Consider the following 13,678-nt stretch of genomic DNA (forward strand, 5'->3'; position numbering starts at 1 on the left):
AGCCATGTAGTTCCGACCTACCGGTGGTCAAGGTCATTTTGTAACGATTGCTATGAAATGAAATTTCTGCGCGCTCGACGCGTTAGGGCCCGGTAGCGAGCTTGCGCACGAGGCGATCGAGGAATTCGCGGCCTTCGTAGAAGGAGCGCGCGAGCACGCGTTCGTCCTTGCCGTGGGCGCGCGTGTCGTCGATGTCGCTGAACTCGCCGGAGACTCCGTAGCAGGCGATGCCCGCGCGTCGCAGATGCGAGCCGTCGGTCGCGGCCGTAAGCATGACGGGAAGTGTAGGCACACCGGGCCACATGGAGTTGGTGATGCCCTCGACGGCCTTGAGCACCTCGGGCGACAGCGGCGAGGCCGGCGCTGCAGGCAAGTGGGGAATCATCCGGATCTCGATTTGCGCATCGTCGATCACGCGCCGGAGCGTCTCTTCGATGCGCGATTGTTCCGTGCCGGGCAAGATGCGGCAGTTGATGGTCGCGCGCGCCGACTGCGGAAGGGCGTTTTCGGCGTGACCTCCCTGCAGCATCGTGGCGACGCACGTCGTGCGCAAGGTTGCATTGTACAAAGGGTGCTCCGACAGACGTGCCGCCGCCGCGGTATCGCCGCTCTTCGCCACCGCGGCCATGTCCGCATTGTGCTCGATGACCGCAAGCCGCTCGAAATACGCGCGCGTCGTATCATTGAGCTCCACGGGGAATACGAATTTGGAGATGCGCGTCAGCGCCTCGGACAAGCGATAGATGGCGTTGTCGCGGCTGGGCAGGGAGCTATGTCCGCCCTTGTTTTTCGCCTCGATCTCCCAGGACGTGAAAAGCTTTTCGGACGTCTGAAGCTCGTTGGCAATGTACTTGCCCTTTTTGATTTGGCCGCTGCCTCCTTCGTTGATAGCCAGCTCCGCATCGATGAGATCGCGGTGCTTTTCGAGCAGCCAGCGCACGCCATCGTACGGACCGCTCTCTTCGCCCGAGGTCAGTGCCAAAATGATGTCGCGGTTGGGGACGATGCCCTCCTTCTTCATCTTCATCATCCCCACCAGGATGGTGACGAAGTTGGCGGCCATGTCTTTGTCGTCGCTGGTGCCCCGCCCGTAGAAGTACCCATCCTGTTCGCGAAAGACGAACGGGTCGAATGACCAATCTTCCTTTTTGGCCTCCACGACATCGAGGTGGGCCAAAAGCAGCAGCGGTCGCTTCTTTCCGCTGCCGCGCAGCCGCGCGACCAGGTTTCCATGCCGCGGCTCCTCGCCGAGGACCTTGAGATCCGCCTCGGGGAAGCCGGCGCTGCGGAGGCGCGTCGCCATGGCCTGGGCGGCCTTCGTCGTATCGCCCGACGACTCCGTGGTGTTGATCTCGATGAGCTCCTTCAACGTGTCACGCGCATACGCATCGTACGCATTGGGCGCGCGCGTGGCGCCCCGCTCGACCGCCTGACCGCTGCGCGGGGCGGCCTGCGACGTGGAGCCCGCACACGATGCAGCAAGCAAGGAAACGGCGACGGCGAAAAAGGGCAGGGTTGGGCGCATCTTGCGCCTACTCTACTGACTGCGGGCGAACTCGAGGGCAAATTCGATGTCGGCGGCGGCCAGGCGGTCTTCGATCAAAACGGGCACGCGGGCGCGGAGGCTGCGATGGATGGCATCGACGCGGGCTGGCACGTTGAGCGCTGGCTCCGCGAGCGCGCGAAGATCGATCGCTTGCGCGGCCGTGAGCAGCTCGATGGCGAGCACGGTTTCGGCGAGCGTCATCGCGCGGGCGGCACGCCGTGCGGCGAGGGCGCTCATCGAGCCATGATCCTCAGTCCCATTGCTCACCGGAATCGATTGCACGGTGGCCGGCATGCACGCGGTGCGAAGCTCGCCCACGAGGGCGGCCGCCGTATACTGATGGATCATGAAGGCCGAGTGAAGGCCCGCCTTGGCCCGCGGGTGAAGAAGGAACGCGGGCAGGCCATTGTTCAGGGCCGGGTCGAGAAGACGCGCCGTTCGGCGCTCGCTCATTTGCGCCACGTTGACCGCGGACGTGACCAGGGCATCGAGCACCTCGGCCACGGGGGCCGCATGCATTACGCCCGAGTTGTTCGTGAGGCTGCCGTCGGCGAGCAAGGTCGGGTTGTCCACCGGGCGATTCAATTCGATGGCCAGCACCTGCTCGGCCCGCGCGATGGCCGCACGGAAGGCGCCTGCCACCATCGGTGCACAACGGGTCGACAGCGGCTCGCGCACGCTGGTGGAAGCTTCCCGCGCGCCCGAGAGAAGCTCGCGCATGTGGCGCGCGCTCTCGGCGCAGGGATCGCGCTCCTCCTCGAAGAGCCGCGCATCGAGAAAGTCCGTGCGGCTGCGCGCGCCGACCATCGAAAGCACCGCGGCCATCTCCGCCACGCGCGCGAGGCGTGCGGCATCGTGCACGGCGAGCGCCCCCGTCCCCAAGGTTTGCGCCGGCCCATTGATCAGCGCGAATGCATCGCGCCCCGAGAGCTCCGGCAGCGCGATGCCGTGCGCGTTCATCGCTTCGGCACCCGGCACGCGTGTGCCCGAGACGAGGGCCCATCCTTCACCCGCGAGAAGAAGGCCCGCGTGCGCCAGTGCCGCGAGATCGCTCGCCCCGACGGAGCCGATTTCCGGCACGTACGGATAGACGCCGCGCTCCAGCATGGACACGAGCGCACGCACGACCTCGAGCCGCGCACCGCTGCGGCCTCGTGCGAGAACGTTGGCGCGGACCAGCAGCATCGCGCGCACGGATTCGAGCGACATGGGCGCTCCCGTGCCTGCCGCATGGGAAAGGAGCAAGTTGCGCTGGAACGCGCGATTGTCCTCGCTCGAAAGGGTCTCGCCATCGAGCGCGCCCACGCCGGTGGTCAGGCCATAAATCGTGGCACCGCGCGCCACGTGACCGATCAAAAGCGCGTGACCTCGCGCGATGGCCTTTTCGGCCGAGGGGGGCAGCTCCACGTGCGCACCGTGGCGAGCCACGCGAACCACGTCGTCGATGGTGAGGTGCATCCCGTCGAGCGCGACGGCTTCATGCGGATACGGCAGCGAGAAGGCGGTCACCATGGATGCACCGGCGAGTCCTTGGGTCGGAAGGCGAATCGCGCTGCCACCGCGAGGTATCCGGGAAAGACGAATCCGCCGTTGCTCTCGAGCACCGCGCGGCGCTGCGCGCGGTAGAGCGCGGGCAGCTCGTACCAGGGAACCCACGGTGCCTCGTGATGCACCACGTGGAGATTGTTGTTCAGAAAGAGCAAGCTCCAAAGGGTCCCGGCCTCCACGATGCCCACGCGATGCTCGGGAACCGCCGCCGGCCGATGCTCGATGAAGGAGCGAAGCAACGTGAGCCCGAGCCCCGGGTAAACGAAGAGCAGCACGTACTGCGCGAGCGACACGTGGCACACGAGCCCGAGCCACGCGAACACCACGCCGAGCCCGGCGAAGTGAAGCAACCACGCGCGCACCCGGCGGCGAGGAAAGGCGCCTTGGAGGAGGAGCCGCACTTCACCCAGCGCGAACTGCACGACGACCATGGGCGGGCCGAACACGAGACGCCCCACGAGCGTGGAATTTACATGCAAAAAAGCGCGCCGCAGCGCGCCCATCTCCGCCCAGGTTTCTTTGCTGACGTAGAACGATTCCGGATCGTCGAGGGGATCCGTCAGATGCGGCGTGCGGTGATGCGCCTCGTGCTGCTCACGGTAGATGCCGTAGGGAAGCCACAGACTGAGCGGCATCGATCCGAACCACGCGTTGACCTTTCGCCACGGGGTGGGGTGTCCGTGAATGGTCTCGTGCTGAAACGAGCCATGCCACGCGACGAGGAGGCCACCGACCGGCGCCACCAGCCACCACGGAAGAGTCGTGGCGTGGGCAGTCAAGGTGAACCATAGCGCGTGAATAGCGAACGCTACGGCAAAAGTTGGAAGCTCAACAAGAGAAGCAGAACGCGAAAGCGAAGATGGCGGGACCATGAATATAAAGGATATTCAACGAGATAGCGCTCCGTGCAATGCGCCAATGCGCACAATGAATCGCAGATCAGCACAACACCCCGCCTATAGTTTGGTTTCACATCACTTGGTTTGAAAGTGCCACAATTTGAGGTAAACGGATCATTGTCCGATGCGAAGGCAAGAGACCGTTGAGTTATTCCGCACACGTTTACTAGAGGTCATCGCGCGCACTGGCCTCACGCGCTCCGCCTTCGCCGAGAAGGTCGGCATGGACCGGTCGACGCTCTCGCAGCTGCTCGCGCCAGACAACGATCGCCTCCCGCGGGTGGAGACGTTGGCGAGCATCGCGACCGCCGAGCAAGTCAGCATCGATTGGCTCGTGGGGCTAACGCACGAGGGACCGCTGGGTGCAGGCATCCTCCGCCAATCGGTGCAGGTCGAGCCGGATGCGCCATCGCCCGCCGACGAGCGTCTCGCGCGATGGCAGGCGGAGGCCGCAGGTTACAAGATCCGCTACGTGCCGACGACGTTGCCGGATCTGTTGAAGACCGATCGCATCATTGCCTACGAATACCGGCAGTTTGCCACCGTCGATCCGGATCAGAGCCTCGAGCAGAGCCACGCGAAGCTCGAGCTCCAGCGCCGCTCGGAGTCGGAAATCGAAGTGTGCAACTCCGTGCAGGCCGTCGAAGGATTTGCGCGCGGGGAGGGGGTGTGGCGCGGGCTCGAGCTCGAGGCCCGCAAAGAGCAACTCGCCCGCATGATCGCGCTGGCCGACGAGCTCTACCCAGCCTTCCGCTGGTTCCTCTACGACTCGCGCAACCGCTACTCAGCCCCTCTCACCGTCTTCGGCGCCAAACGCGCAGTGGTCTACGTGGGCCAAATGTACTTCGTCTTCAACAGCCTCGAGCACATTCGCCACCTCACGAAGCACTTCGACGACCTGATTCGCGCCGCCATCGTCCAACCCCCCGCCGTCATCGGCCTCCTCGAGCGCCTCCTCCAAGAACTCAACGACACCGGCCGCATCCCTTAGTAACGGCCGGAGGATTGAACAGGGAGGGGGGGAGGCGGGGAGGGAAACCCGCGGAGCGCGCGCACCGACGCTTTTTTTTAGTTTTTCAATTGGCCCACGGCTCGCATTGAAAAACAAAAAAAGCTTCGGTGCGCGGTGGGATTCGCGCCGTTTCCCTCCCCGCCTCCCCCCCTCCCTGTAAAATCTCTTAGCCGCGCACGCCGTATAAATGTTCCAACGCGAGTTGGTCGAGGTGTTCGAAGGCGGCGCCGCGCTTGGCCAAGGTTTCGATGTCGGGGGTGAAGTCGCGGACGGTGCGCCAGGTTTCGCCTTGGGCCAAGGTTGGAGTGGCCAGTTGGTCCACGCGCGCCTCTTTCAGCGCCGCCTTTACCTCGGGATCGGCCCGAAACGCGCGCACTTTCTCGCGCAAAATGAGCCAGTTGCGCATGTTGGCGGCGGCCGAGACCCACACGCCATCGTCGTCCTCGGTGCGGGGTGGCTTGTAGTCGAAGTGAATCGGCCCGTCGTAGTCGCTCGAGTCGATGAGATCGACCACCCAGAATGCACCGCGCGAGTTGCCCGCGCCGAAGCGCAAGTCTTGGTCGAAGCGCGGACCGTGCTGCCCGTTCAAATCGATGTGATAGAGCTTCTTGTGCCAGAGCGCCTGCGCCAGGCCGTGCGTGTAATTCATGCCGGCCATTTCCTCGTGGCCCACCTCGGGGTTGAGGCCCACCAGCTCCGGATGCGCGAGCTCCTCGATGAAGGCGAGGGCATGCCCGATGGTCGGCAAAAGGATGTCACCGCGCGGCTCGTTGGGTTTCGGCTCGATGGCGAAGCGCAGCTTGTAGCCCTTGTCGAGCACGTACTGTCCGAGGATGTCGAACGCCTCCTTGTAGCGATCGAGTGCGACGCGCATGTCCTTCGCCGCGCCCGTCTCCGCGCCCTCGCGTCCGCCCCAGCACACGTAGACCGAGGCTCCGAGCTCCGCGGCGAGGTCCAGGTTGTCCATGACCTTGCGCAATGCGAAGCGGCGCACGTCGCGATCGTTCGAGGTAAAGGCACCGTCCTTGAAGATGGGGTGCGAGAACAGGTTCGTCGTGGCGGTGGTCACCACCACGCCCGTCTCGTCGAGCGCCTTGCGGAAGGCGCCGACGCGCCGATCCCGTTCCGCCGCGGACGCCTCGAAGGGAAAGACGTCGTTGTCGTGGAAATTGACGCCATAGGCACCCAGCTCGGCGAGCTTGCGCACGGCGCGATCGGCGGGCATCGGTGCGCGGGTGGCCGGGCCGAAGACATCCACGCCCTGCCATCCCACCGTCCAGATCCCGAAGGAGAATTTGTCTTCCCGGCGCGGCGTAAAGCGATCCTTGCTCATCGATTGTCTCCTCCGTCTTCGTGTGAAGCTTCTTTCCATCCCGCGGTGGCATCGCGAAGTTCCGCGTAGCGTGCGCGCACGTGCGGCGTGGGGGCGGCCTCGTACTCACGTGCCGGTGAGGCAGGCCACTCCGGCGGCTGCGGCGTGGCGGCCAGCGCCCATGCGGCTTGCCGTGCGGCACCCAGCGCGACGTACTCCGCGGGCTCCGGCACGTTGACCTTCATGCCGAAGATCTGCGGGGCCAACCGCCGCACGGCCTCCGAGCGCGCGCCGCCGCCGATCATCCGCACGCGCTGCGGTCGCACGCCTTGTTGCACGAGGTGATCGATGGCGTCGGCCAAAGATGCGAGGAGCGCTTCCACCGCCGCGCGGGCCAGGTTTTCCCGCGTGGCGTTGCGCGTGGTGAGCCCGCGCAGCACGCCCGTGGCATCGGGCCGATTCGGCGTGCGCTCGCCGTCCAAGTAGGGCAGGAGGGTCAGCCCACCCGCGCCGGGCTGCGCGGCCAGGGCCAGCGCGGAGAGCTCGTCCAAGGAGCAGCCGAGAAGCTTGGCCGTCGACGAAAGGATGCCCGTCGCATTCAAGGTGCACGCGAGCGGGAGGTAGCGACCCGTCGCATCGGCGAAACCAGCCACGAGACCGGAGGCATCGGCCGCGGGCACGTCGCTCACGGCGAAGGCGGTGCCGGAGGTGCCAATCGACACGACCACGTCCCCGGGGGCGAGCCCGAGGCCCAGTGCGGCGCCCATGTTGTCACCCGTGCCGGCGGCCACCAGCGCGCCCCATTCCGTTTCGCCGACGATCTCGTTTGGGCCAGCGACGCGCGGAAGTTCCACGCTGTGCCCGAGCGCCGCGGCGGCAATTTCCGGGCGATACTCGTTTTTCGCGGGGCACCAATAGCCGGTGCCCGACGCATCGCCGCGATCCGTGGTGGGGGACTTGCGGCCGGCGAGCAACCACGTCAGCCAATCGTGCGGCAGGAGCACGGTGGCCGTGCGTGCGGCGTTGGCCGGCTCGTGCTCCGCCAGCCAGCGCAACTTCGTCACCGTCATGGAGGCCACGAGGACGCTGCCCACGAGCGATGCGCAGGAGGCCGGGCCACCCAAATCGTTCACGATGGCTGCGGCCTGCGGCGCCGAGCGCGTGTCGTTCCACAGCAGCGCGGGTCGGATGACCGTGCCGCCCGCATCCAGCACGACCATGCCGTGTTGCTGCGCCGCCACCGCCACCGCGGACGCGCGCCGGAGCAAACCGTTGGCCTGCTCCAGGGCCAGCTGCCAATGCCGCGGATCGCACTCGGTCCCGTTGGGGTGCGGGGCGGAGGCTTGATCGACCACCGCACCGTCGCGGGCGCGGCAGAGCACCACCTTCGTCGATTGCGTGGACGAATCAATGCCTGCTACCAATGTATCGCTGCTCATAAGGCCTCTTTTGTAGCGAAACGGAATTCGTAAACTATATGGACAAATGATGGCGATCAAGGCCGGCGAGCAAGGATGGGGCGTTGGCCCCGTGCGTCATGGGACCATGCGGGACCGCAACCTTGCGCTCGTGCTGGACCAGGTCGTGCGTCATCAACGGATCACCCGCGCTCGGCTGGCCGAGGTGACCGGGTTCACCAAGACCACCGTCTCGAATCTGTTGGCGGTGCTGGTGGACGCGGGGCTCGTTCGTGAGGGCGGCATCGTTTACGACGCAGAGCGACGCGGGCGGCCAGGAACGGCCATCTCCGTTCACGGGGCGGGCGCGGCCGGGCTCGGCCTCGAGATCAACGTCGACTACCTCGCCGCATGCGTGGTCGATCTCGCGCGGCGTGTGCGCTACCGGCACGTGGTGGCGGCAGACCATCGCGGCCGCTCGCCCGAGGCGGTCGTGGAGGCGCTGGCGCGGCTCGCGGAGGAGGCCCTCGCATCGGCATCGCACCAAGGGCTCTCGGTGGCGGGGGCCACCGTGGCATTACCGGGGCTGCTCGATCGCGAACGCGGCGTCCTGCGGCGTGCGCCCAATTTGGGGTGGGCCGATGTGCCGTTGCAAAAGCTTCTTCACGAAGGCTTGCCCGGGCTGCGCCTGCCGGTGGAGTACGACAACGAGGCCAACCTGGCCGCGTTGGGGGAACTCTGGTTCGGTGCGGGCACGCAGCTCGGCGACTTCGTGCACGTGTCGGGCGAGATTGGCATCGGCGCCGGCATCGTCGTCGATGGAAAGGTCTTCCGCGGTGCGCACGGATTCGCCGGGGAGCTCGGTCACATCGTGGTGGAGCCCGGCGGTGCGCGGTGCGGGTGCGGCGCACGCGGATGCCTGGAGCAGACGGCGGGGCAGGAGGCCATCTTGCGCGCGGCGGGGCTCGATGCGGTGGCGGTGACGTCGGCGGCGAGCCCGGGCGGCTCCACTGCGGTCTTGCTCGATCGGCTCGCGAAGGGCGACGAGCGCGCACACACCGCGGTGCGCAGGGCAGGGAAGGCGCTGGGCACGACCCTCGCGGCGGTGGTCAATCTGTTCGATCCCGATGCCATCGTGCTCGGGGGCATCTTTTCGCCGCTGGCGCCCTGGGCCAAGGCATCCATCGAGAAGGCGCTCGCGAAGAACGCGGGCACCTTGCGCGACGCGCTGCCGCCGCTGGTCGTCTCCGAGCTCGCGGGGGGGGCGGCCGTCCTCGGCGCCGCGGGAAGCGTTGCCTCCCGCGTCACGGCCGATCCCGCGTTGTTGCTGGAGGAATCGTGAGGGTTACGGCCCGATGTCGCGGTACGTGCCGTTCAAGAGATCGCGCGTCCAATCCGTCATGCGCGTCCCGTTGACGGTGGTGGAGAAGAATTGTCCGTACACGATCCATCCGTGACTGGTGGAGGGCACGTAATACGTGCCGAAGCGGTTGCGGGCGCCGCCGCCGATCTGCCGTAGATCGCGGAGCGACGCTTCCCAGTCGGCGGTCGAGAAGCGCGGTGCCGGGGGCGAGCAGGCCTGGCCACCGTTGTTGTACCACTCGATGTCCACGGAGTCGTCGTACGCGTTGACGATGCCGGTGCGGTGATTCGCGCCGCGCGCGTAGTGCATCGTGAGATCGACGAAGTAGTCGTTCTTCTTGGGGCAGTCGGCGCCGCAGTCGGCGAGCACGGTCGCGTCCAGGTTCCAGAGCTGCCGCAAGAGATCCTGGAAGCATGCCGGGGCCGTTCGCGTGGGCGTGGGCGGTCCCGAATCCGGAATGGCCAGCATGGGCACGTTGCCGAAACGGCGCGCGACGTGCGACGCATTGTAGAACACGCCGAGACCGCCCGCGCTCGTCCCGGTGAGGGTGACCTGCGAGGCATCGGGGAAGGTCGCAATGATGCGATCGAGGAAGAGATCCAGGTTCTTGTACCCGACGAACTGCTGCGGGCCGACGCCGGGCACGTTGCCCTGAGGCTGGTTGCCTGCGTGCCAATCGCCGCTGCAGTACGGCACGAAGACCTGGTTGTAGTCGGCAAACGGATTGGCCGAGTTGCCGCGGTTGAAAATGCCATCGTTGCCCGAGCGAGGCCCGCCGTTGGCGCGGTTGTTGTTGCAGCTCCATTGGCTGAAACAAGCGCCGCCCGAGTCGAGGTAAATGAGCACCTTTTTCGAGCCTGGGACCCAATTGACGCTGATGCCCGTGCCCGACCCGTCGCGGCAGTGCGCGCCAGGGAAGTCGACCCATGTCCACGTGCGTGCGGGCGCTTGGATGGGGCTCGCGGCCAGTGCAACCGGTGCGGAGACCTCCTCCGTGGTGGTCGTCTCCTGCGCCGTGTCGTTGCTGCAGGCGGCGAGCGTCAAGCACGCGCCCAATCCGAGAACCGAGGTGAAAACCGAGGGGCGGTCGCTCATGGCAGCAAAGATGATGTGTGTCATTATTATGGTCAAGAAATCATTTCCGTTACCTCGGCAACGCTCTCTTGCTGGAGTCCGCTCTTCCGGTCGTGGTGAGCGCGGCGGTACGCTCGTCCGATGCGCAAATGTTTGGGGCTTGGCCTGGTGGTCGGTGGGATGTTCGTGGCCGGTGCGGCGCACGCGGCCTCGTTTTCGGTGACGTCGACGGCGGATTCGGGGGTGGGCTCGCTACGTGACGCGATCACGCAAGCGAATGCGACCGCGGGACCGCACACGATCACGTTTGCGGTGGCGGGCACCATCAATCTCGCAACGGCGTTGCCGAACATCGCTCAGCCTACGAAGATCGCGGGGCCGGGCGCGGCCGATCTCTCGGTGCGGGGAAAGACCGACGGACGCTTCCCGGTTTTCGTCGTTGGGGCGGCGGTCGAGATGAGCGGTTTGACGATTGCCGGTGGCAACGGAGGCTCCCTCGGCTCCGCGGGTGGGATCGAGGTCCGCAGCGGCTCGTTGAGCCTTTCGGAATGCGTTCTCACCGAGAACGCGGGCGATACGGGTTCCGCCATTTACGCGAATGCGCCGCTGACCATCACGCGGAGCCTCATCACGAAGAACGGCGGAAGGTATGCCGCCGTCTATGCGTCCAACACGACGACGATCACCGAGAGCGTCATCTCCGACAATGGAACGACGGCCATCGTCTTTCCGCCGGCGGCGCGTGTGCTCACCATCGAGCGCTCGACCGTATCGGGCAACAATAGCACGCAAGGCGTGGGTGGGCTGCAGCTCCAGGGCGGTACGGCGGTCATCACCAACTCGACGTTCTCGGGCAACATCGGCAGGCAGGGCGGCGATTTTTGGACCTACAGCGACGGGGTGACCTTCAATCTGCTCAATGTGACGGCGATCGGTGGCTCCGCGCCCTCGGTCTTGGCGGATCACGCCGCAACGTTTTCGCTGCGCAACACGATCCTCGCGGGCACGGGGGACCGTTGCCGGATTGCGCGGATGAACATCACCACGCAGGGGCACAATCTTTCCAGCGATGCCACGTGCCAGCTGACCGACGCCAGCGACAAGCCGAACACTGCGCCCATGGCAGGCGATCTTGCGGACAACGGCGGGCCGACCAAGACGCACGCGCTTCTCGCGGGCAGTCCCGCGATCAACGCAGGGAGCAATGATTCGCTGCCCGCCACGGATCAACGTGGAAAGGCGCGTGTCGCCGGCGGAACCGTGGACATCGGCGCGTACGAGGTGGAGGTCGACGCGGGCACCGATGCGGGAGCGGACGCCGGCAACGATGCCGGCACGGACGCGGGCTTCGACGCAGGACCGCGCGATGCCGGCGCCGATGCGGGCCCGCGCGATGCTGGCTCGGATGCCGGCGGTGGCGGTGGCGGCGGTGGCGATGACGGTTGCGACATGGCCCCTGGTCCGAGCGGAGGCGGCACCGGTGCAGCCGCCTCCGCCGTGGTGCTGGCGTTCCTCTTCGCGCGACGCCGGCGTGCCGCCTTTAGTTCGCGATCGTGATGTCGTCCACGTAGCCGCGGAAATCGCCGGTGAGCGGGCCGTAGTCGTACGCGATCAAGATGCGGTCGATCGTTTTGCCGGCGAGCCACTGTCCGATGCGCGAGCGCGTTTGCGTCCACGCATTGACGGTTCCACGCGCCGCACCCGGGTGCATGCTCACGCCGTTCAGGTCCGTCGCACCCGAATCGCGCAACGTTGAGCCGTCGGTCATGATCAGATCGACGGTGATGTGCTGCGAGAGGCTGTTCTGCGGATACGTCCAGAACGACAGCTGCGTTGCGGCTTGAACGGGGATATTCACGTCGAACGCCTTGAAGTACGCATACGACGCCGTCGTTTGGGTGTCGGTCCCCGCGATGCGGAAGGAGCGGCTCGCCGCGTGAACGGGCTCACCCGAGACCGCGCCGAACTCCGCACCGGTAACGCCTTGCGTGCCCTCGAGCGTGTTGTTCCAGGTGAGCGCGGCATCGGTCTCCTCGGCGCCGCTGCGGAAGAAAACGGGCCCGTTGGTGAGGGGAATGGGAACCTGCGCGGTGACGGGATCGAGCCGCTCGATCATGCGCGTGGCCTTGCCCGCCAGGCGTAGATAGAAATCGGACGAGACGTACGTGCCATCGGAGCTCAGGGTGAGGAAGTACTGATTCGTCGGCGCCATCGACGAATCCTCGGCAGCCTTGGCGATGGCCGTGCCCTCGTCGTACTCGTCGAACATGGCGATGTACGCCGCGGGGATGTTCGCTTCCCGAATGTTCACGGCCTGCTTCCAAAAGAGATTGCCCTGGCGCCGCGGAATCATATTGCGTGTGCCGCCATTCCAGTTGGACCAGGCGAAGCCCGGAAAGAACACGGCCTGGTAGGCAATGCCGCGTTGGTTGCAGTAGTCGCGATCCGGCACGAGGTAGTTGTTGCGATGATTGTCCACCTCGCCGTCGGTCTTGTAGCGCCCCACCGTCCACGGCGCGATCATGTCGAATTTGGCGTAGGTGCCTTCGAAACCGGGCTTCGAGTCGCCGGTGCTGGTGCGCCAGTTGGTGGGAACCCCGCCGATGACGTACACCCCTTGCGCACGGAACCAATCGATGAGCGCCGCAGCCTGTGACGGCGTTCCGGGATTGTGCGTGAAGCCGAGCCCCCAAATCGACACGACGGGCCTGCCGTCCTGCACCGCATAGCGCGACGACGACGTGAGTTTCAGCTGCCCGATGATGGTGTTCGTCCAATCGCTTTGCACGTTCTGGACGAAGGTCGCCTCGTCCATGCCCGTGATGTCGTACATGACGTAGAAGAGCCGCCCCGTGGCCTCCGCCGCGCTCTTCATCTTGAGGGCGATGCTGTCGCGATGCGCCTTGAAGACGGAATCGCGCAGCTCCCCCGCGAACCGCTGCAGCGCCGCACCATCGATGCCGTACTGCTGCATCCAAGCGAAGTGCTTGTTCACGACCTCCGTCGGGTACGACGAAAAGAGCTTCGCCGGCGATCCATTGCCGAGCGCCGCATACCCCGTTTGGAAAAGCGCCGCAGCCGAATACTCGGAGACATCCGGGTACAGCTCGAAGGTCTGATACCCCGGAGCGGGCGCCCCCGCATTCGACTGGTACGTCCCCCGCGACCAATGGCTCCACCGCTCTACGGGCGAGCCATCCCCGTATGCGGTGAACCATCCTTGGTACCCCGCGATGACCTTGTCCTTGATGCCTTGACTGACGACCGCCTGCGTCGTCTCGCCCGCAGCAGCCGTCACGGGCGCGGGATCTTCATCCGCCCCCACGCAGCCCGCCGCCGCCACAGCCACCGTTGCCATTGCTGCCAAAACCTTGCGAATAGGTTTAATGATGATGATCATCATTAAAACTGGCCGGTGGCGCAGTGATGTCAAGGCGAGCCTATCCGCTATCCCGAAGCGGAGCCGGCCATACCTTCGAAAAAACGACACGACTCCTCCACCTTCGCGTTGACAGAAGAGGTCCGAT

The 13,678-nt window shown here is 65.8% G+C and carries 10 protein-coding genes; 3 read left to right on the forward strand and 7 right to left on the reverse strand.

The window, feature by feature from the left end; translation table 11 throughout:
- Positions 1–82: 82 nt before the first annotated feature.
- Genes LZC95_13505 through LZC95_13515 form a run of 3 tightly spaced genes read right to left on the reverse strand, consistent with a single transcriptional unit; the run spans position 83 to position 3,873 of the window.
- Positions 83–1,525, reverse strand: coding sequence for a M20/M25/M40 family metallo-hydrolase (locus tag LZC95_13505; protein ID WXA97845.1), 1,443 nt, complete (start codon positions 1,523–1,525; stop codon positions 83–85).
- Positions 1,526–1,537: 12 nt separating this feature from the next.
- Positions 1,538–3,058 carry an aromatic amino acid ammonia-lyase gene (locus LZC95_13510; protein ID WXA97846.1) on the reverse strand — a complete coding sequence of 507 codons (1,521 nt, stop codon included), beginning with the start codon at positions 3,056–3,058 and terminating at the stop codon, positions 1,538–1,540.
- Entirely contained in the window at positions 3,052–3,873 is an 822-nt protein-coding gene (locus LZC95_13515) for a fatty acid desaturase (GenBank protein ID WXA97847.1), read from the reverse strand. The genes LZC95_13510 and LZC95_13515 overlap by 7 nt, the downstream gene beginning before the upstream one ends.
- A gap of 343 nt (positions 3,874–4,216) precedes the next feature.
- On the opposite strand from LZC95_13515, the gene LZC95_13520 reads away from it, so the two are divergent.
- Positions 4,217–4,984 carry a hypothetical protein gene (locus tag LZC95_13520; GenBank protein WXA97848.1) on the forward strand — a complete coding sequence of 256 codons (768 nt, stop codon included), beginning with the start codon at positions 4,217–4,219 and terminating at the stop codon, positions 4,982–4,984.
- Positions 4,985–5,171: 187 nt separating this feature from the next.
- Here LZC95_13520 and xylA read toward each other — a convergent pair whose 3' ends face one another.
- Together xylA and xylB are read right to left on the reverse strand one after the other, a co-directional pair.
- Positions 5,172–6,338 carry a xylose isomerase gene (xylA, locus tag LZC95_13525; GenBank protein ID WXA97849.1) on the reverse strand — a complete coding sequence of 389 codons (1,167 nt, stop codon included), beginning with the start codon at positions 6,336–6,338 and terminating at the stop codon, positions 5,172–5,174.
- Positions 6,335–7,756 (reverse strand): xylulokinase, encoded by a 1,422-nt coding sequence (xylB, locus tag LZC95_13530; protein ID WXA97850.1) that lies wholly within the window; start codon positions 7,754–7,756, stop codon positions 6,335–6,337. Before xylB ends, xylA begins: the two co-directional genes overlap by 4 nt.
- A gap of 46 nt (positions 7,757–7,802) precedes the next feature.
- Between xylB and LZC95_13535 the strand changes: the two genes are divergently transcribed.
- On the forward strand, positions 7,803–9,056 hold the full coding sequence (locus LZC95_13535) for an ROK family transcriptional regulator (GenBank protein ID WXA97851.1): 1,254 nt from the start codon (positions 7,803–7,805) through the stop codon (positions 9,054–9,056).
- A gap of 3 nt (positions 9,057–9,059) precedes the next feature.
- On the opposite strand, the gene LZC95_13540 is transcribed toward LZC95_13535, so the two are convergent.
- A complete protein-coding gene (locus LZC95_13540) occupies positions 9,060–10,172 on the reverse strand; it encodes a pectinacetylesterase family protein (GenBank protein WXA97852.1) in 1,113 nt (370 codons plus the stop codon).
- Positions 10,173–10,292: 120 nt separating this feature from the next.
- Here LZC95_13540 and LZC95_13545 point away from each other — a divergent pair, with 120 nt between their 5' ends.
- A complete protein-coding gene (locus LZC95_13545; GenBank protein WXA97853.1) occupies positions 10,293–11,708 on the forward strand; it encodes a right-handed parallel beta-helix repeat-containing protein in 1,416 nt (471 codons plus the stop codon).
- Here LZC95_13545 and LZC95_13550 read toward each other — a convergent pair.
- Positions 11,692–13,509: a glycoside hydrolase family 71/99-like protein gene (locus LZC95_13550; GenBank protein ID WXA97854.1), complete on the reverse strand. Its 1,818-nt coding sequence runs from the start codon at positions 13,507–13,509 to the stop codon at positions 11,692–11,694. The two genes, LZC95_13545 and LZC95_13550, sit on opposite strands and share 17 nt — an antisense overlap.
- Positions 13,510–13,678: the final 169 nt, after the last annotated feature.

The sequence above is a fragment of the Sorangiineae bacterium MSr12523 genome, from assembly GCA_037157775.1.
GTDB classification, from domain to species: Bacteria; Myxococcota_A; Polyangia; order Polyangiales; family Polyangiaceae; genus Pendulispora; species Pendulispora brunnea.

Coding starts and splice junctions, on each gene's coding strand:
- LZC95_13505 (WXA97845.1), bottom strand. CDS start 1,525: ATGCGCCCAACCCTGCCCTTTTTCGCCGTCGCCGTTTCCTTGCTTGCT.
- LZC95_13510 (WXA97846.1), bottom strand. CDS start 3,058: ATGGTGACCGCCTTCTCGCTGCCGTATCCGCATGAAGCCGTCGCGCTC.
- LZC95_13520 (WXA97848.1), top strand. CDS start 4,217: ATGGACCGGTCGACGCTCTCGCAGCTGCTCGCGCCAGACAACGATCGC.
- xylA (WXA97849.1), bottom strand. CDS start 6,338: ATGAGCAAGGATCGCTTTACGCCGCGCCGGGAAGACAAATTCTCCTTC.
- xylB (WXA97850.1), bottom strand. CDS start 7,756: ATGAGCAGCGATACATTGGTAGCAGGCATTGATTCGTCCACGCAATCG.
- LZC95_13535 (WXA97851.1), top strand. CDS start 7,803: ATGATGGCGATCAAGGCCGGCGAGCAAGGATGGGGCGTTGGCCCCGTG.
- LZC95_13540 (WXA97852.1), bottom strand. CDS start 10,172: ATGAGCGACCGCCCCTCGGTTTTCACCTCGGTTCTCGGATTGGGCGCG.
- LZC95_13545 (WXA97853.1), top strand. CDS start 10,293: ATGCGCAAATGTTTGGGGCTTGGCCTGGTGGTCGGTGGGATGTTCGTG.
- LZC95_13550 (WXA97854.1), bottom strand. CDS start 13,509: ATGGCAACGGTGGCTGTGGCGGCGGCGGGCTGCGTGGGGGCGGATGAA.